The 18,346-nt window shown below is 38.7% G+C and carries 16 protein-coding genes; 3 read left to right on the top strand and 13 right to left on the bottom strand.

Features of this window, described 5'->3' with window-relative positions; genetic code table 11:
- Positions 1-71: 71 nt before the first annotated feature.
- The 9 genes from secDF to Q1B07_RS04180 all read right to left on the bottom strand — a co-directional run bounded on the left by secDF (position 72) and on the right by Q1B07_RS04180 (position 10,802).
- Positions 72-2,336: a protein translocase subunit SecDF gene (secDF, locus tag Q1B07_RS04220; protein WP_299087249.1), complete on the bottom strand. Its 2,265-nt coding sequence runs from the start codon at positions 2,334-2,336 to the stop codon at positions 72-74.
- 62 nt (positions 2,337-2,398) lie between these two features.
- Positions 2,399-2,722, bottom strand: coding sequence for a hypothetical protein (locus Q1B07_RS04215; protein ID WP_299087251.1), 324 nt, complete (start codon positions 2,720-2,722; stop codon positions 2,399-2,401).
- A 204-nt stretch (positions 2,723-2,926) separates the two neighbouring features.
- Entirely contained in the window at positions 2,927-3,856 is a 930-nt protein-coding gene (locus tag Q1B07_RS04210; protein WP_299087253.1) for a manganese-dependent inorganic pyrophosphatase, read from the bottom strand.
- A gap of 130 nt (positions 3,857-3,986) precedes the next feature.
- A complete protein-coding gene (locus Q1B07_RS04205) occupies positions 3,987-5,063 on the bottom strand; it encodes a nitronate monooxygenase (protein WP_299087255.1) in 1,077 nt (358 codons plus the stop codon).
- A 125-nt stretch (positions 5,064-5,188) separates the two neighbouring features.
- Positions 5,189-6,490 (bottom strand): dicarboxylate/amino acid:cation symporter, encoded by a 1,302-nt coding sequence (locus tag Q1B07_RS04200; protein WP_299087257.1) that lies wholly within the window; start codon positions 6,488-6,490, stop codon positions 5,189-5,191.
- Between the two features lie 221 nt (positions 6,491-6,711).
- The gene (dgoD, locus tag Q1B07_RS04195) at positions 6,712-7,860 is read right to left on the bottom strand and encodes a galactonate dehydratase (protein WP_299087258.1); all 1,149 of its coding nucleotides are present in this window, start codon (positions 7,858-7,860) and stop codon (positions 6,712-6,714) included.
- A gap of 17 nt (positions 7,861-7,877) precedes the next feature.
- The gene (locus Q1B07_RS04190; protein WP_299087569.1) at positions 7,878-8,510 is read right to left on the bottom strand and encodes a bifunctional 4-hydroxy-2-oxoglutarate aldolase/2-dehydro-3-deoxy-phosphogluconate aldolase; all 633 of its coding nucleotides are present in this window, start codon (positions 8,508-8,510) and stop codon (positions 7,878-7,880) included.
- A gap of 126 nt (positions 8,511-8,636) precedes the next feature.
- The gene (locus Q1B07_RS04185; RefSeq protein ID WP_299087259.1) at positions 8,637-9,383 is read right to left on the bottom strand and encodes an IclR family transcriptional regulator; all 747 of its coding nucleotides are present in this window, start codon (positions 9,381-9,383) and stop codon (positions 8,637-8,639) included.
- 357 nt (positions 9,384-9,740) lie between these two features.
- On the bottom strand, positions 9,741-10,802 hold the full coding sequence (locus Q1B07_RS04180; RefSeq protein ID WP_299087260.1) for a DctP family TRAP transporter solute-binding subunit: 1,062 nt from the start codon (positions 10,800-10,802) through the stop codon (positions 9,741-9,743).
- Between the two features lie 101 nt (positions 10,803-10,903).
- On the opposite strand from Q1B07_RS04180, the gene Q1B07_RS04175 reads away from it, so the two are divergent.
- A complete protein-coding gene (locus Q1B07_RS04175) occupies positions 10,904-12,481 on the top strand; it encodes a sensor histidine kinase (RefSeq protein WP_299087261.1) in 1,578 nt (525 codons plus the stop codon).
- A 20-nt stretch (positions 12,482-12,501) separates the two neighbouring features.
- Positions 12,502-13,185 carry a response regulator gene (locus Q1B07_RS04170; protein ID WP_299087262.1) on the top strand — a complete coding sequence of 228 codons (684 nt, stop codon included), beginning with the start codon at positions 12,502-12,504 and terminating at the stop codon, positions 13,183-13,185.
- Positions 13,186-13,223: 38 nt separating this feature from the next.
- Here the strand turns inward: Q1B07_RS04170 and Q1B07_RS04165 are convergent, their stop codons facing one another.
- Together Q1B07_RS04165 and Q1B07_RS04160 are read right to left on the bottom strand one after the other, a co-directional pair.
- Positions 13,224-14,126, bottom strand: a complete 903-nt coding sequence (locus tag Q1B07_RS04165; RefSeq protein ID WP_299087263.1) for a 50S ribosomal protein L11 methyltransferase — start codon at positions 14,124-14,126, stop codon at positions 13,224-13,226.
- A gap of 242 nt (positions 14,127-14,368) precedes the next feature.
- Positions 14,369-15,316 carry an aldo/keto reductase family protein gene (locus Q1B07_RS04160; protein WP_299087264.1) on the bottom strand — a complete coding sequence of 316 codons (948 nt, stop codon included), beginning with the start codon at positions 15,314-15,316 and terminating at the stop codon, positions 14,369-14,371.
- A 167-nt stretch (positions 15,317-15,483) separates the two neighbouring features.
- On the opposite strand from Q1B07_RS04160, the gene Q1B07_RS04155 reads away from it, so the two are divergent.
- Positions 15,484-15,804 carry a helix-turn-helix domain-containing protein gene (locus Q1B07_RS04155; RefSeq protein ID WP_299087266.1) on the top strand — a complete coding sequence of 107 codons (321 nt, stop codon included), beginning with the start codon at positions 15,484-15,486 and terminating at the stop codon, positions 15,802-15,804.
- A gap of 33 nt (positions 15,805-15,837) precedes the next feature.
- Here the strand turns inward: Q1B07_RS04155 and trpB are convergent, their stop codons facing one another.
- Complete coding sequence (gene trpB / locus Q1B07_RS04150) at positions 15,838-17,004, bottom strand: tryptophan synthase subunit beta (protein ID WP_299087268.1); 1,167 nt, start codon at positions 17,002-17,004, stop codon at positions 15,838-15,840.
- 436 nt (positions 17,005-17,440) lie between these two features.
- Entirely contained in the window at positions 17,441-18,343 is a 903-nt protein-coding gene (locus tag Q1B07_RS04145) for a peptidylprolyl isomerase (RefSeq protein ID WP_299087270.1), read from the bottom strand.
- Positions 18,344-18,346 lie beyond the last annotated feature (3 nt).

The following is an 18,346-nucleotide window of genomic DNA, read 5'->3' as shown; positions in this document are numbered from 1 at the left end:
CTTTAAAAAAATACACAGAGGTTTACTCACCTCTGTGCCTGATCTAACCTTTTTTATTCTAGCATCGCAGCTTACACTTGTGGTTCATCTGAATACACACGTTTCTCTTTAAAGGTCTTAATAACACCTTTCTTCTTCAATTCCTTATGCTTCCACTCTCCCCAAAGCTGAGCAGCGATAAAAATAGAAGAGTAGGTTCCAACGATCAAACCAACTAATAATGCAATTGAAAACGGCCGAATCGCCTCGCTTCCAAAGATCAGCAGCGAAAGAACAGTGATCGCAACCATTAAAACGGTGTTAACAGAACGCCCCAATGTTTGTCGTAAACTTGTATTGACGACATCAACGATATCCTCATATGTCTTCAAATACCTTCTTCTTTGCATATTCTCACGCATGCGGTCAAAGGTGACAATTGTATCGTTAATTGAATAGCCGACAACCGTTAAAAGCGCAGCAATAAACGTGATATCTACTTCCAGACCCGTCACACTAAAGAACGGAATGACAAAAAATGTTGCATATAAAAGCGCGATGACGGCTGAAACAGCCATTCGAAGTTCAAAGCGGAAGGTGACAAAAATAATCAATCCTACAACAGAAATAAGCAATGCGGTCAAAGCATTTTTGGCCAGCTCTTTACCAACAGTCGGCGTCACACTGCTTACATTTGGCTCTGCCCCTAATTCCTTGCTAAAGTGGCTCTTTAACGTTGCGATTTCTGATTTTGAAAGGATTCCTTTATATCTTGCAACCGCTAAATTGCTTTCTTCTCCTGAAATGACGATATCATCTGTCGGCAGTTCAATTTCTTCAAGCTCAGCTGCAACCAACTCCGTATTTAGAGGTTTATCAGAAAGCAGCTCCACTCTTGTCCCGCTTGTAAAGTCAATGCCTAGATTCAAACGAAGCACGAATAGGCATATGATCCCTAACAGCAGGATGATTCCTGAAAAAGCAAAGAACTTTTTACGATGCTTTACAAAATCAAAACGATCAAATTTAGTAGGAAGATCAAGAGTATCAAAGTTTTCAGATATATCATGTATTTCTTTTTGCTTAACCCCAAACCAACCAGGTTTTTTATTGAAAATTCTACTATTCACCCATAGGCCAAGCAACCATCTTGACAGATAGACGTTGGTCAAAAAGCTTCCGAGTATCCCAATGATTAAGCTTGTCGCAAACCCTTTTACCGAACTTGTCCCATAAAAGAAAAGAACAGCAGAAGCTAAAAGCGTTGTTAAGTTTGCATCGGTAACGGCAGAAAACGAGCTTTGATTCCCCGCTTTAAACGCAGCTTGCATTGATTTGCCAACTTTAATTTCCTCTCTTATTCGTTCATATGTGATGATATTAGCATCTACCGCCATACCAACACCTAAAATAAGCGCTGCAATACCAGGCAGTGTTAAAACGACGTTCATCCAATCAAAAACGAGAACAGTCAAATAACTGTAAATGGTCAAGGTGATCGTGGCAATAAAGCCGGGAAAACGATAGTAAAAAATCATAAAGAGATAAACTGCCAGTACGCCAATAATACCTGCAAATACTGTTTTATCCATTGCTTGTTCACCAAATGAAGCACCTACTGAAGTGGAGTAGATTTCATCAAGTTTAACAGGCAGCGCACCAGCATTTAAAATGTCTGCTAAATTTTTTGCTTCGTCTATCGTAAAATCCCCTACAATGGATACCGTATTTTGATTAAAAACCTGGTTTACAACTGGTGCTGAAATGTATTTTGGTTCCGGCTTCGCACTTTCTTTAGCAAAAGAGTCCTTGCCTTCTTCGAAGTCCAGCCAAATTACTAAAACGTTGTTTGGAGTGAGATCAACAATTTGCTGGGTTACATCACGAAATTTATCAGCACTTTTTAATTTTATTGAAACACTTGGCTTACCATTCTCATCAAAGGTTTGTTCTGCTCCTCCTTCGGCAAGATCAGAACCATCCATCATGAGACGATCATTTGCATCACGAAAAGACAGGTTTGCTTCTGTTGATAAAATCTCTCTTGCCTCATTTTGATCCTCAACACCTGCTAATTGAACCCGAATGCGATTTTCACCTTCAATTTGGATATTAGGCTCACTCACACCTAAAATGTTTACCCGTTTATCTAAAGCTTCTGCAGTTGCTGCAAGTGCTTTTTGGTCAATCACTTGTCCTTCTTTTGCAGGTTTCACCTCATATAGAATTTCAAAACCACCCTGCAGATCAAGGCCTAATTTAATATTGTTTAAGATGTCCTTAGAAGTCGCCAGCATGATGCTTGAAAAAACGACAAGAAATATAAAAAATGCGACGATGCGATTTTTTTTAACCATTGTTTAAAATCTCCTACCTTCATTATGATAAATCATTACCTTCAAATATTGATAATCAATAGTTAGCTGAGATAATTTGATTGGTATTTCTTCACAATGAGAAAGGACTTATCATGAGGAAAATAGTCGATTATGTTATGTAAGATTTGATCCATCCCTATTAGATGTATAGCGACGTTTTTTTCATTACTATGAAATGCAGTCAACATCTTTGTCACTTTCATTTCTTTAAACACCGCTAATTTGGAAGCTTCTATCTCCAGTTCAGAAATAATAGAAAGAAATTCTTTTTCCAAATCATCATCAGTCAAATGGCCCTTTATCTGAAGAACAGGTGAAATAAACACATAAATAATTATGATGAAAGAAATAGATAATTTCAGCATGTGATTCCACCTTTCCAATGTTTACTTAACCTCCATTATTATACTATAAATAGCGCAAGACAGATAATAGCATTTCTATTCATTATGTATTATTTGCAAAACTGTAGCAAGAATTGACAAAGAATAAGTATATAATGACTTTTCATATGTATAAAAAAGAAGCCATTCACCTTGAGTAAATAAGGCGAATGGCTTCTCTATTAATTACTTTGTAAATGCTTCTGTTAATACAGGAACAATTTGTTTTTTACGTGAAACAACACCTTTTAGTAGGGCTTGGTTGTTGTCAAGCTCAACATTAAATGCTTGCTCTACTTTGCTTGCTTCGTTACCGATGGCTACAGCAACAGAATCATTTGTTAAAATATCTGTTACAACGAATAGGAATAAATCTAATCCCTTTTCAGCGACAACCTTGGAAAGAGCTGCTTCAATTTCAGCTTTATTTACAAGCACATCATTTGTATCAACAGCATTAACCTGTGCGATTTCCACTTTGCTTGAGCCCATTTGGAATTCTTTTGCATCAAGCGAGATTAACTGCTCAACTGTTTTATCGCTTAGATCAGCACCAGCTTTTAGCATATCTAATCCATATGTATTTGCATCAACTCCAGCGATTTCAGCTAATTCTTTTGCTGCGTCAACATCTTGCTGTGTGCATGTTGGTGATTTAAATAGTAAAGAATCAGAAATAATCGCTGATAGCATTAATCCAGCTGTTTCCTTTTCAATTTGTACGCCATGCTCTTTATACAGTTTGTTAAGAATGGTTGCTGTACATCCAACAGGCTCAGCACGGTAATATAGCGGATCGCTAGTCTCGAAATTTGCGATTCTGTGGTGGTCGATTACCTCTAGTACTCGTACCTCTGTAATATCATCCGCACTTTGTTGACGCTCGTTATGGTCAACTAAAATAACTTCGCTTACTTCACCGGCTACTTTTTCTACTAAACGTGGTGCATCTTTTTTAAAGTAGTTAAGCGCATATTGTGTTTCACCGTTAATTTCACCTAAGCGAACAGCCTCAGCGTTTTGTCCGATTTTATTTTTCAGCTCAGCATACGCAATCGCAGAACAGATTGTATCTGTATCCGGATTTTTATGACCAAAAACAAGTACTTTTTCCATAAGAAAGCTCCTTTACACAATAAAATATATTCTATCATATCATATTTTCATCTATTAAAATAACCATCAAATTTGAAAATTATCAAATAATAATCCCAATTTTATCGGATTACACGGCATTGAAGGAGCATTAGTTTTTATTTATAAGCCGCAATGACTCTTCCATTTCCGCTAGCACCTCTTTGATGATTTTTTCAGCTGGCTTATCCTCCTTTAGCAATCTCGTTCCCTGCCCAGACCATAATGACATATAGTTAGGATTATTCTGTGCTGCAGCGGCCTTTCGGATGTCTGCTGTTAATGTATTTTGACTTGGAAAAGGTAAAGGCGGAACACCTGTCTTTTCAAATTCCGTAATAAACTCATTTTGAATCCCTCTGGCAGGACGTCCTGAAAAGCTTTTTGTTAGTACTGTGCTTTCTTCCGTACTACTAGATAATGCTTGTTTATAGATGTGGTGAATTCCAGATTCTTTGCTTGTTAAAAATTGTGTACCCATTTGTATTCCTTGTGCACCTAAAACAAACGCTGCGAGCATTCCTCTTCCATCCATAATCCCGCCTGCAGCAACGACTGGCACTCTCACATGATCAACAACTTGAGGAATAAGCGAAAATGTTCCGATATTCGCTCCATTTGGATGCTCGTGGATATCAAAGGTGCTTCGATGTCCGCCTGCATCACTTCCTTGTGCAACAATAACATCGGCTCCAGTCTCTTCAGCCATGATCGCCTCCCGGACCGTTGTGACCATAGAAACCACTTTTATCCCTTTTCTTTTCACTTGCTCCATTTTTTCTTCCGATAGCAGACCAAATGCAGTACTTATGATCGGCACATTTTCATCGATCACGGCCTGAAATTGTTCCTCAAAATCATCTGCTGTCTTGACTGTTCCTTCTCCTTCTGGAATTCCTAATTTGTTGCGAAAACAATTTAGGACTGGTTGGACCTCTGTGAAATTTTTATCATCATCCTTCATTGAGGTACAAAACAAATTAACAGCAAAGGGACGAGCTGTCCGGTCTTTTATTTTCTTAACGGCTTCCCTTATCATTTCAGGCTTCATATATGCAGCACCTAAAGTACCAAGGGCTCCAGCTTCAGATACATTCACTACTAAATCAACGGTCGTTGCACCGCCAGCCATCCCTGCTTGAATAATCGGATGTGTAATACCTAACACTTTACATAGACTTGATTGCATGGCTTGCCCTCCTTAAATGATCCTCTCTATAGAATTCTATCTTTTTAAATCATTTCCTTTTTCCCTTCCATAGAGACAGGCTGACCCAATTTAAGTCAGCCTTTTTCCGTAATTCATATAATAGTTTATTTTACTGCTGCACCGACAGATGTTTCATAACTCGATGTACTTGCTTCCGGTTCATTAATTGCTGCTTCTATATACCCATTTGGATCAAACTCATTTTCTGACTTCGCAACAACTACTGTTGCAACTCCGTTACCGATTAAATTCGTAATGGCACGGGCTTCTGACATAAAGCGGTCCACACCTAGCAGAAGCGCCATTCCTTCAACTGGAATCATCGGAAACGCCGCTAATGTTGCCGCCAATGTAATAAATCCTGAGCCGGTTACCCCTGCAGCACCCTTTGATGTCAGCATTAGAACACCTAATAATGTTGCAAGCTGCCAGATTGATAGATCAACTCCATAGGCTTGGGCAATGAAAATGGCCGCCATCGACAGATAAATCGACGTTCCATCTAGATTAAAGGAATAGCCTGTTGGCACAACAAGACCTACTACCGATTTAGAACACCCGTATTTTTCAAGCTTTTCCATCATTTTTGGAAGAGCAGATTCAGAAGATGAAGTACCTAAAACAAGCAGAATTTCCTCTTTAATATATTTGATGAAGCTAAAAATATTAAATTGATAAAATTTTGCTATCGCACCAAGAACAAGGACGACAAAGAAAAACATCGTGATATACACAGAGCCCATTAATTTACCTAAATTTACGAGGGATCCAAGACCAAAGTTCCCAATTGTGTACGCCATGGCACCAAAAGCTGCAATTGGTGAAATTTTCATGATCATATTAACAATTGCAAAGAAAATATCTGTTAATTTTTCAAATAACGTGATAACCGGTGATGCTTTTTCGCCTAATGATGCCGTTGCAATTCCGAATAATACCGCAAAGAATAGAATTGGTAATAATTCCCCTCCCGCCATGGCTGCAACCGCATTTTCAGGAACAATACTCATGATAAAATCCATCATTCCATGACTTGATTCTTCAGCTTGTTGTGTGTACTGCGAGACATCTGCCCCTTCTGCTCCATTTGTATTAAAGCCATTGCCCGGCTGAATAATCGTAACAACTAAAATACCGATGGCTAAAGCAAAAGTCGTCACAATTTCAAAATAAAGTAAGGCTTTCCCGCCTATTCGGCCAACCTTCTTTAAATCTCCCATGCTGCCAATTCCAATGACAATCGTAAAAAAGATAATTGGTGCGATTACCATCTTAATGAGCTTAATAAAAATGTCAGCTAATACCTTTAACTGTGCTCCAAACTCCGGGAAAATAAAGCCGATTGTAATCCCGAGGATAATCCCGATAATCACCTGGACAGTTAAATTTCTAAAGTTTACTTTCATTCATCATTCACCCCTTATTGATACCGCTTTCACTTCTTGATTTTTATAATAACTGATAATTTTGAAACTTTATATTTATGGTTTTAATGGTCTTTTTGTTCTTTTTGGTCTTTATTTAGAGTTAGGAATTCCTTTTAAAATAAAAAAGAGCAGACCCAATAATAGGTTTGCTCTAATCATCATATTTTTCATTACTAGAAAATAAAATTACTAGGTAACAATCACCACTCAGCAATACTGCCATCAGCATGTCTCCAAATTGGATTTCTCCAATTATGACCGATTTCTGCCATCTTTCTTACATAATCTTCATTGATTTCAATTCCTAACCCAGGTCCATCCGGGATGTTTACGTACCCGTTTTCATATTGGAACACGCTGTGATCGACAATGTAATCTAATAAATCATTCCCTTGGTTATAATGAATGCCAAGACTCTGTTCTTGGATAAAGGCATTGTGGCATGTAGCATCTACTTGGAGACAGGAAGCTAATGCAATGGGCCCTAACGGACAGTGTGGAGCTGCCGCAACATCAAACGCCTCAGCCATTGAAATGATTTTTTTGCATTCCGTAATCCCGCCTGCATGGGATAAATCCGGCTGAATAATGTCAACATATCCATCCATTAAAAGGTTTTTAAAATCCCATTTTGAAAACATTCTTTCACCTGTTGCAATAGGAGTGGTGACAAGATTGGCAATTTCACGCAGCGCCTCATTATTTTCCGGCAAAACAGGCTCTTCAATAAACATAGGACGGAAAGGTTCAAGCTCTTTTGCTAAAATTTTTGCCATTGGTTTATGTACCCGGCCGTGGAAATCAATTCCGATTCCTATATAAGGACCTACCGCCTCTCTAACCGCTGCAATTCGTTCAATCACCTGATCAATTTTTTCATGGGAATCTACATATTGAAGCTCTTCCGTCCCATTCATTTTTACAGCTGTAAAGCCTTGGTCCACAACCGCTTTTGCTGCATTTCCAACATCAGCAGGACGGTCCCCGCCAATCCATGAATAAACCTTGATTGATTCTCTTGCCTTACCGCCTAACAACTGATGCACTGGTGCGTTGTAGTATTTTCCTTTGATATCCCATAGCGCTTGGTCAATACCGGAAATGGCACTCATTAAGATAGGACCGCCTCGGTAAAAACCAGCCCGATACATCACATTCCAATGATCTTCAATTGTAAGCGGGTCCTTATCCATAAGATATTCCATCAATTCTTCCACTGCCGTTTTTACTGTAGTTGCTCTTCCCTCTATGACTGGTTCACCCCAGCCGGTAATCCCTTCGTCTGTTTCAATTTTTAAAAATAACCAACGTGGCGGTACTTGGAATAATTCATAATTTGTAATTTTCATCAATAACACTCTCCTCTTTAATTGTCAGATGTTACAGCGACTACAAATTGTCTTGCTTTTTCTGCTATTTTTTCGAGATATTCAGCTGTTATCTTTTGCTTCGTATTCACAAGCGCGCTGCCGATTCCACAGCCAACTGCACCTGCTTTCAAATAGTCCTTAATATTGTTTACATCAACACCGCCTGTTGGAAGTAGCGGTATTTGCGGGAGAGGTCCGCGGAAATCCTTTATGTAGCTTGGTCCTAATGTTGCAGGGAATACTTTAATAAGATCTCCGCCATTTTCATAGGCTGCTAGAATTTCAGTTGGCGTAAAGGCACCTGGAATGCTTACTGCTCCATATCTTTTGGTCATGTTTATGGTTTCAAGATGAATAGTAGGAGACAAGATAAACTCGGCACCTGCTAAAATGGCAGCTCTGGCCGTTTCAGCGTCTAACACGGTACCTGCTCCAACCAGAACCTGATTTCCAAGCTCAGCTTTTACTGCTTCTATACCAGCTAATGCTTTTGGAGAATTCATTGTGATTTCGATCATGTTTACTCCGCCTTCATGCAATGCTTTCGCAATCGATACAACATCTTCCGGGTTTGCTCCGCGGATAATAGCAATCAGTTTGTTTTCAAGAATGCTAGACAGTGTATTCATTAACATGCTGTTCCTCCTTTATTTTTCACCTGGAAACATCTTCTTTTCCTGATAGATTTACAAGCGCTTCCAATTAATCTATTAAGTATGAGGAGAAAACTTCCATGTTTCTCCTCCATTTCTGCTTTATGAATATCCAATGCTTTCGGAAATGTTCTTTGCTGTTTGCAGGAGCTTTTCGACGATAAAATCCTTCCTGTTGATCATTCTTTCTTTTGGCCCGGCAACACTAATCGCAGCTTGGATTGTTCGATCTGCGCCAAAAATGGGGGCTGCCAGACAATATAGACCTTCCTCATTTTCCTCATCATCAATAGAATATCCCCATTCAGCAAACTGTTTTAATTTCTGTTCAAACTCCTGGCGATTCGTAATTGTATTATTTGTAATCGGAGTAAGATCAGTTTCGTCTAAAATAGCGTTTTTTTCATGTTCAGGCAAGAATGCAAGAAAAGCCTTTCCTAATCCTGTGCAATACAACGGTTTGCGATAACCTGGCTGAGCTGTTGTTCGTATCGAACGGTTATTGTCTATTTTGGCAATATATACTAACTGCCCCTCAGATAAAACAGCCATGAATACCGTTTCTTGTACATCTTCCATTAACTTTTTCAGAAACGGTGTTCCTTGGGATGAAATATCAAGCGACTCCATTGCGAGCGTTCCCATTTGAATCAACTTTGGCCCTAATCGATATCGTTTATGAGAGTCCTGGTTTAAGTATCCTTCCTGATAGAGAGTACCAATAAGATTAGACGTACTGCTTTGTGGAAATGAAAGCTTTCCACTGATTTCTTTAATCGTTAAACCTTCTGTGTGATGAGCCAATAGCTCGAATACTCTTAAAACCCGTTCAGCAGATTTTACTGACATGTTATTACCTCCAAAATCACATATGAGATTAATCATCATATATATGATTTATTAATTTTATCCTAACATGTCTTTCTACTAAATAACAATAATTTTATTTTTAGATAAAAAAAAGAGGATAAAATAATCCTCCATCCTCGCTCCATAAAGGTAGCTGCCTAAAAAGTAGCAACTTAACAATAATCACTATTTTGAGCAGCGATTGACTCCATATTCTCGCTTTATATAACTTATTTGCTCATTTTGTGATTATTCCAAAAGCCATCATTCATCCCTAAAAGTTTTAAAGTGTTATAGAAATATAAGTAATTGTTGAGCATCATTCATATTTCAAATAATAATAAAAGAAGACACAGATTAATGCGTCTCCAGTTGCTTCCTTCTTTGCTCAATAAAATCCTTCACAAATTCTTCATTCACCTGATTATAAAGCGTTTGATATATAGGCATCAGCTTGTTTAACCACGCTTCCCTTTCTTCATTTGTTAAATAATGAATTTGAATCGAGGAATCTTTGTCGATCACTTTTAGCTGTTGTTTGTTCATTTTCATGGATTCGTTGATCATCCAGGTTGTTGTCTCCTCCATAGCTTCTGTTAAGCTTGTTTGCACATCTTTAGGTAAGCTATTCCAAAACTCCTTGTTCATTAAAACAACATACCCTAAAAATCCATGATTGCTGATTGTCATATAGTTTTGAAGCTCATATAATCTTCGAGAATAAATATTGGAAATGGTGTTTTCCTGTCCTTCAAACCTATTCGCTTCAAGAGAAACATACACTTGATCAAACGGCAGCGGAATTGGCACTGCTTCTAATCGCCTAAACTGCTCTGCAATGATGTCACTCGGCATGATCCGAAAACGCTGTCCAATAAAATCCTCAGGCTTCTTTAGCGCCTTTACGCTGCTGGTCATCTGTTTCAGCCCATTGCTCCACAACGCCATTCCTTTGATGTTTTCATCTTCATGGAGCTTTAAAAAATTTTGGCCAATTTCATTCGTAAAGACAGCTGTGACATCCTCATTTGTTTGAAACAAGAAAGGCAGGTCGAATAATCCCCATTCTGGTGCTAATTTTGTCATTTTTGATACGGATGGGGCGATCATCTGGACATCGTTTTTCATTAATGCATCCAATTCCTCTTCATCTGTATATAACGTCCCATTAGGAACAACCTCAACATTGACTAATCCGTCTGTTTTTTCGGAGGCTAATTGGGCAAATTTTTGTGCTGCTAGTCCCTTTGGTGTGTTTTCTGCAACCACATGACTAAACCGAATCGTAATTTGTTCAGACAAGCCTTTTTGTTCGTCATCGTAACTGATGTTTTCATGTCTAAATAACTCAAAAGGATAGAATAGGAAACATAGGATCACGATGATGACAAGAATACTTGAGGCGAATAAATATTTCATTTTTAACATCTACTCCCATTATTCATCCTGATCATTGTAACATGTGTGATTTTCCATGGTAAAATAAGTTCATCCTCTTTGGAAAGAAAGGAACTCTCAGGATGCATTACGTTTCCATCAAAACAAAAATTATGGGGCTCACCTTTTTTATCGTTAGTTTTTCCTTGTTGCTTGCCGGTATCGTGATTATTGGCAATTTTATTGATTCCCGCGAGGATGATTTAAAGCAGCGCGCCCTGCTGGCAGCCCGTACTGTTGCCGAGGTCCCGGAGATCAGCACTAGTATAACAGGTACGAAAGATGAACGGAACACGATTAATAGCAGAGTCGAAAGCTTACGAATCATCCATGATGCTGATTATATTGTTGTTATGGATATGAACCATATTCGGCTGTCCCATCCTGTTCCCAGCCTGATTGGCAAAAGGTCTCAAGGTGATGATGAGAGGCCAGCCTTCGCTGAGCTTACCTATACAACGAAAGCAAAAGGAGATGCCGGAACCGTTATTCGCGGATTTGTTCCGATTATGAATAAAGACCACCATCAAGTCGGTGTCGTTGTTGTTGGCTACATCCTTCCGACATTTTTAGAAATGATCTGGAATGTCCGTTTTGAAATCCTCTTAACAGGAGGGATCTCCCTTTTATTCGGCGGCTGGGGTGCATGGCTTTTAGCCTTGCGAATCAAAAAAGAAATGTTTAATCTTGAACCACATGAAATTGCTCAATTAGTGATCGAGAGAACAGAAACCTTTAATGCGATGCATGAAGGCATTATTGCGATTGATACAAATGAAACGATTACGATCTTTAATGACAAAGCGAAAAGCATGATGGGCATTACAGGTGACGTTATTGGTCACAACATTAATTCCATTATACCTGATACAAGACTACCAGAGATTCTTGAGCTGCAAAAACCGCTCTACAATAAAGAGTTAACCGTTCGCAATCTAAATATTGTCTCAAACCGCATCCCGATAAAAGTGGAGGAAAAAACCGTTGGAGCTGTCGCGATTTTTCAGGATCGGACGGAAGTGAAAAAGCTCGCCGAAGAATTAACAGGGGTAAAAGCGTTTGTAAGCGCTTTGCGCATTCAAAATCATGAACATATGAATAAGCTTCATACAATAGCGGGCTTGCTCCAGCTTGGCCATAAAGAGAGAGCGTTAGAGTATGTGTTTCAAATAACCGAGGAACACGAAGAGCTAACACGTTTTTTATCCAAAAACATTCATAGCGAGAGTCTATCAGGCCTCCTATTAAGCAAAGTGAGCCGCGGGAAGGAGCTTGGCATTACCGTTCATATTGACCGTCACAGCAGATTGACTTCATTCCCCCCTCCCCTTGATGATCATGACTTTGTCGTCATCCTTGGAAATCTGATTGAGAACGCTTTTGACGCCTTTAAAGACTGCAACGGAAAAGAACAAGAAATATATGTAAGTATAGAACAGCATGAAAAGCTTTTATCCATCCTTGTTGAGGACAATGGAAAAGGAATACCAAAGGAAGCAGAAGCTTTCATTTTTCAAGAAGGCTTCTCTACAAAAGATGGCTCCAACAGAGGGATCGGTTTGTTTTTAGTAAAAGAGATTGTTAAGAAAGCAAATGGCACGATCAAAGTTGAATCCACATCCGAACAAGGTACCTCCTTTATCATCACCTTTAATCTGTAAAGTTATGGAGGAATTTTTCTATGAAGAGTACATCTACACGTGTCTTACTGATTGAGGATGATCCGATGGTTCAAGAAATCAACAAACAATTTGTTGAACAGGTAGAAGGCTTCACGGTTATTGGTTTAGTGTCAAATGGAAAGGAAGGAATCGAGTTTATTAAAAAGGAAAAGCCTGATTTAGCTTTAGTTGACATTTATATGCCTAATCAGGATGGGCTAACAACAATCAAGCAAATTCGTTCCGAAGGGCTAAATACCGATGTGATTGCAATCACAGCTGCCAGTGATATAGAAACGGTCAGACAGGTGCTTCAGCACGGAGCAATTGACTACATTATGAAGCCTTTTAAATCTGAACGCATCAGACAAGCCCTAACAAATTACCGAAACTACCATTTAAAGTTTAAGGAAAAGGACGCAATTACTCAGCAGGAATTGGATTTACTCCGATTTCAAGCATCTAAAACCGAACAAAAGGAGCTTCCTAAAGGTCTAAACGCTCTTACACTGGAAAAAATAAGTGATTATTTAAAAAAGCAAAGTCAAGCCGTTTCCGCGGAAGAGGTGGCAGAAGGGATCGGCATCGCCCGTGTTACGGCGAGAAGATATCTTGAATATATGGAGCAAACGGGAACTGTACAAATCCATATCGAATATGGGGGAATTGGGAGGCCGATCAATCGCTATCGTTTCCTAAAATAGTCAGGGTCTGACTCAAAATCAAGAGTCAGACCCTTCTATTAAAAGTGCGTATATCCTTTTGAAAAATGAATCGTTACCCATTCATTCGTTTGTGCTTTTTCTTTAATAGAAAACCCGCCGGATTCAAATACAGCAATCAATTGATCAATATGCCATTCAACCAAACCTGAGATGATAAAATCATTGCTGTGTTTTAAAAGGTCATGTCTTTCTAAGATGCTCATCGTTTCATTTGCCCCAATATTGATTAAAATCAAATCATATTGATCATCAATTGTATAATCACCTGTAATCAAATCAGCCTGCTCGACCTCAAGTCTATTCGTCAGCTGATTTAGCTCAGCATTATGATAAAGCTCCCTTGCAACCTCCTCATAATCAACGGCAACAACTTTTTCAGCCCCTTTTAGGGAAGCGGCAATCGTCAGCATTCCTGAACCAGTGCCTAAGTCTAGAACGCTTTTTCCTGTTAAATCCTTATCCAAAATCATTCTCAAACAGCCTTGGGTCGTTTCATGAAGGCCTGTTCCAAATGCAGCCAATGGATCAAATTTCAACACATGCTGATCATCATATTGTGCCTTTGAATTTGGATACATGATAACCCAGCCATTCCCTAAATCGATATCTTCAAATTCATAAGTCTCTTCCCAGTCTGTTTCTTCACGGGAAATATAGCTTATACTGTTTCTTGAAATAGACAATGTTTCTTCTAAAAGGGCAAAATATGCTTCTGGTAAATGATCGACCTCTGCATCACTTGCGTAAATTTTTAAATCAACCTTCTCGTTTTCTTTTTCTTCATAGCCATAGCCATTCTGGACTTTAATGATTTCAATGGGTGATTCATAATAAAGATTATAGATTCCCGCTGCATTCAGCAGTTCCGTGTATTCATCAATCCGCTTAAACGGTACATGTAAAGTAAATTCGTGTAACATTAATCGATTCCTCTCTGTTTGGATCAAACTAGTTTGATGGACAGCAATTATCCCTTCACAGTGTAATATATTTCGATTTAGGATAGCAAATAGTTTTTCATAGTTGATGCTGAGAAAAGGGAATTTTTGTTTAGATCCGCCGGAATTTTTTCACATTAAAATAGAGAAGGACAATAAATAGTTATCTATTTATCGACCTTCTCCATAACCCCATCAAGAGGTTAATTATAAGCTATTTCTCTTTATTTTAGAATCTCTTCAATTCTTGAAATGACTTCCTCCGTTAATGTCACTTCAACCCCTTTAACATTTTCAATGATTTGCTCAGGCTTTGTTGCCCCAACCAATGTACTGGCAACACCCGGCTGGCGTAAAATCCAGGCAATTGCTAATTGTGATAAGCTACTATCAAGCTCTTTTGCAATTCCGCCTAATTTTTCCACCTTTAACAAGGTTTCATCTGTTAAAAGATTTCCTATATGCATGTTTGCCTTCGAATCTGTAGCACGGCTTCCTTCTGGTGCACGATTGCTTAAGCTGTATTTTCCTGTTAGAACCCCTTGGGCTAATGGCGAAAACACAATCTGACTAATACCATGCTGTTCACATACCGGTAGGACTTCTTTTTCAATATAGCGCTGTAACATACTATAGTTTGGTTGATTGACAACAATACGGTTTAATAAAAACTTATCAGCTGTGCCTACCGCTTCTTGAATTTGCTGTGCTGTCCATTCACTTACCCCTGCATACAAAATTTTCCCTTGACGAATTAAATCATCAATTGTTCTTAATGTTTCATCAACAGGTGTTTCTGGATCATAACGATGGCAATAATAGATATCAACATAATCTGTTTTTAATCGCTTTAAACTTGCGTGAAGCTGTTCAAATACATGCTTTCTTGACAGCCCTCGATCATTCGGGCCATCTCCCATCGGCCAAAACACTTTTGTTGCCAGTACATATGAATCTCGTGCATATTTGCTAAGCGCTTCACCAACTACTTTTTCAGATTCGCCTCTTGCATACACATTTGCTGTATCAAAAGAATTTATCCCCAAATCGTAAGCGGTCTCAATTGTTTGGATAGCCTTATCCTTTTCGGTCGATGCACCAAATGTTAACCAGCTTCCCAAGCTTACCTCACTTACTTTTAATCCGGATCTTCCTAAACGACGATATTTCATTCATCCCATCCTCCTCTTCATTTACAAACCAAAAATGGTTTCTTTTGGTTCTCCCACTAAAATTATAAATTTTACGAATTTTGTGTACAAGTACTGAAATATTATTGATATACTAAAAATCTAGTAACCTACTATAAATTTTATAGTAACTACCTGAGGGGGATATGATGGAAAAATTAGAGGAAATACAGATTGAATGCTCAATCGAAAAAGCGCTTGAAATTATCGGTGGAAAATGGTCTTTCCTAGTTATTAAAGAACTTTTTGATGGAACGAAGCGATTTGGAGAATTGCAGCGTGCCATTCCAAAAATAAGTCCGAAAGCTTTAACAGATACTCTGCGCCATTTAGAAGCACATGAAGTATTAACACGCGAAACATTTCCTACAGTCCCTGTGACGGTTGAATATACATTAACTGAAAAGGGTCATTCACTTAATAAAATGTTGAAGGAAATGAAAAAGTGGGGAGCGCAGTGGGGGAAATAAATGAGGGATGACATACGTCATCCCTCATTTATTTTATGATTGAAGCATTTTATAAACTTGCTCCACATCCTTGTCTCCTCTTCCGGACAGGTTAACAATAATCGCATCATCTTGATCAAGCTCTTTTGCCAGTTTTATAGCATAGGCAATCGCATGTGAGCTTTCAAGAGCCGGGATGATCCCTTCCACTTTAGAAAGAGTTTGAAACGCTTCTAATGCTTCTTGTCCGGTAACTGTTACATATTCAGCTCGGTTCGTTGTTTTTAAATAGCTGTGCTCAGGACCGATACCTGGATAGTCTAATCCAGCTGCAATCGAATAGGTTGGCTGCGGCTCACCGTTTTCGTCGAGCAATGTTAAACATTTAAAGCCGTGGATGACTGCTGGAGTTCCTTCGGTTAATGATGGAGCCTCTGCAGGTTCAACACCAATTAAACGAACTGATTTTTCGTCAATATAATGGGCAAACGCGCCAATTGCATTACTTCCCCCTCCGGCGCAGGCTACAACTGCCCTAGGAAGCTTGCCTTCTTTCTCGAGGATTTGTTTTTTGGATTCTTCGCTAATAATTGATTGGAAATGTTTCACCATTGTTGGGAATGGATGTGGTCCAACTGCGGAGCCCAACAAATAAAAGGTTGTTTTATAGTTTGCCACTAAATCATTTAATGCTTCATCAACCGCGTCCTTTAGCCTGCCTTGTCCTTTGTCAACAGGAACAACCTTTGCACCTAACAGCTCCATGCGGAACACATTTAATGCTTGTCTTTCTGTATCCAATTTTCCCATGTAGATCGTGCATTCCATACCGCCTACAATCGCACAGGCTGTCGCAGTCGCAACCCCATGCTGGCCCGCCCCGGTCTCGGCAATGATGCGCGTTGCTCCCATACGCTTCGCTAATAATATTTGTCCAATCGCATTGTTAATTTTATGTGCTCCAGTATGGTTCAAATCCTCACGCTTTAGATAGATTTTTGCTCCACCGACCTGCCTTGTTAAGTTTTCAGCGTATGTCAGCGGATTTTCCCTACCGATATATTCCTTCATATAATAATTAAATTCCTTAATAAACTCCGGGTCATTCTTATATGTTTCAAAATTCTCATCTAATACATTCAGCACATTTTTTAAATCCTCAGGTACAAAACTTCCCCCAAATTCTCCAAAATAACCTCTTTCCATTGTTCGATTTTCCATCTCGCCACTCCCCTTCGTCGAATAAAAATGCAAATATTCAGAAATGATCGTCTTTAATGATTATACCATTTCTAAATCGACAAATGTCAGCAAATCTACTACTTTCTAATTTCGTTTAAGCACCAAAGCATTATACCAAACAGCACGATATTCATCAAAATGACTAGATGAAAATACGAAATCTTTCTTTTCATACAAATATCCACCTTTTCTTATAAGTACATCTATAAAGACGCTTTGGGCCGGAGAATAGTTCCATACTCTATAAAGAAAACTCACCGTTTAGGGAGCTTGTAAAGGCGAAGAAAGAGGCATAGTTGCCCTGATACTTCATACCTAAAATTGGCCGCTACGTTGAATAGTCTTCCACGCTGCCAATTTATGCTTTCTTAATGTATAAAAAAACAGACCCCCTGCGGAGTCCGTTTTTATGTCTTTACTTCTCTTCCTCTTCTTGACTTAAATAATTTTTCACCTTATATTCTTCTTTTTTCTCTTCCAACCATGTTGGATATTCAGTCTGCATTTTTTCATCAAATAAGATGTCTTTAATTTCTTCTTTGCTGTCCTCAAAGTTAGCTTCGGCTGCTTCCTGGATGTCTGTTACTTTAATAATATGATAACCATATTCTGATTTAACTGGTTCGCTGATTTCGTTCACCTTCATTGAAAAAGCTGCTTTTTCAAATTCAGCAACCATGCTGCCTTCACCGAAAAATCCTAAGTCACCGCCATTTTCTGCTGAGCCTGTATCTGTTGAATATTCTTTTGCAAGTTCAGCAAAATCTTCACCTGCGTCGATCTTTTCTTTGACCTCATTCGCTGTTTTCTCATCTTCTACTAAAATATGGCTTGCTTTTACTTGCTTTGTTTTGGCAAAGGATTCTTTGTTTTCATCGAAATATGTTTTCATTTCTTCTTCGGTAATTTCAATACTTGGTTCTAATATTTTCTCAATTTGAAGATTTGTTTTCACATCTTCCTTTACATCTTCTTCCGTTAATCCGCTCGCAGTTAGCTGTTGGTTAAATGTTTCCTCACCGCCGTAGGAATCGATCAGCTCTTGAAGCTCTGCATCGACTTCTTTATCAGAAACAGAAACCTTTTCCTTTTTTGCTTCTTGCTCGATGATGCTTTTCGTAATCAGTGTATCGACTGCCGCTTCACCGTTTTGTTCAACAAAGAATGTATATAAATTGTCTTTTGTTATAGATTCATCCCCAACCTTTGCGACAACTTCGCCTCGTGTGGAAAGAAAAATAAATACTGCAGCTGCTGCTACAACAAGCACTGCCAAAATCGCAATTGTTTTTTTACTCGAAAATAGTTTCTCAATCATCAT

This window comes from uncultured Metabacillus sp. (genome assembly GCF_947503125.1).
Taxonomy (GTDB): Bacteria; Bacillota; Bacilli; order Bacillales; family Bacillaceae; genus Metabacillus.
This window is presented reverse-complemented; position numbering and strand designations above follow the sequence as displayed.

What these genes read in the sequence shown, in the direction of transcription:
- Q1B07_RS04180 (WP_299087260.1), bottom strand. Translation starts at nt 10,802, where the DNA reads ATGAAATATTTATTCGCCTCAAGTATTCTTGTCATCATCGTGATCCTA.
- Q1B07_RS04165 (WP_299087263.1), bottom strand. Translation starts at nt 14,126, where the DNA reads ATGTTACACGAATTTACTTTACATGTACCGTTTAAGCGGATTGATGAA.
- Q1B07_RS04145 (WP_299087270.1), bottom strand. Translation starts at nt 18,343, where the DNA reads ATGATTGAGAAACTATTTTCGAGTAAAAAAACAATTGCGATTTTGGCA.
- Q1B07_RS04185 (WP_299087259.1), bottom strand. Translation starts at nt 9,383, where the DNA reads ATGTCAGTAAAATCTGCTGAACGGGTTTTAAGAGTATTCGAGCTATTG.
- Q1B07_RS04190 (WP_299087569.1), bottom strand. Translation starts at nt 8,510, where the DNA reads ATGAATACACTGTCTAGCATTCTTGAAAACAAACTGATTGCTATTATC.
- Q1B07_RS04205 (WP_299087255.1), bottom strand. Translation starts at nt 5,063, where the DNA reads ATGCAATCAAGTCTATGTAAAGTGTTAGGTATTACACATCCGATTATT.
- Q1B07_RS04155 (WP_299087266.1), top strand. Translation starts at nt 15,484, where the DNA reads ATGGAAAAATTAGAGGAAATACAGATTGAATGCTCAATCGAAAAAGCG.
- Q1B07_RS04160 (WP_299087264.1), bottom strand. Translation starts at nt 15,316, where the DNA reads ATGAAATATCGTCGTTTAGGAAGATCCGGATTAAAAGTAAGTGAGGTA.
- trpB (WP_299087268.1), bottom strand. Translation starts at nt 17,004, where the DNA reads ATGGAAAATCGAACAATGGAAAGAGGTTATTTTGGAGAATTTGGGGGA.
- Q1B07_RS04170 (WP_299087262.1), top strand. Translation starts at nt 12,502, where the DNA reads ATGAAGAGTACATCTACACGTGTCTTACTGATTGAGGATGATCCGATG.
- Q1B07_RS04175 (WP_299087261.1), top strand. Translation starts at nt 10,904, where the DNA reads ATGCATTACGTTTCCATCAAAACAAAAATTATGGGGCTCACCTTTTTT.
- secDF (WP_299087249.1), bottom strand. Translation starts at nt 2,336, where the DNA reads ATGGTTAAAAAAAATCGCATCGTCGCATTTTTTATATTTCTTGTCGTT.
- Q1B07_RS04210 (WP_299087253.1), bottom strand. Translation starts at nt 3,856, where the DNA reads ATGGAAAAAGTACTTGTTTTTGGTCATAAAAATCCGGATACAGATACA.
- Q1B07_RS04215 (WP_299087251.1), bottom strand. Translation starts at nt 2,722, where the DNA reads ATGCTGAAATTATCTATTTCTTTCATCATAATTATTTATGTGTTTATT.
- Q1B07_RS04200 (WP_299087257.1), bottom strand. Translation starts at nt 6,490, where the DNA reads ATGAAAGTAAACTTTAGAAATTTAACTGTCCAGGTGATTATCGGGATT.
- dgoD (WP_299087258.1), bottom strand. Translation starts at nt 7,860, where the DNA reads ATGAAAATTACAAATTATGAATTATTCCAAGTACCGCCACGTTGGTTA.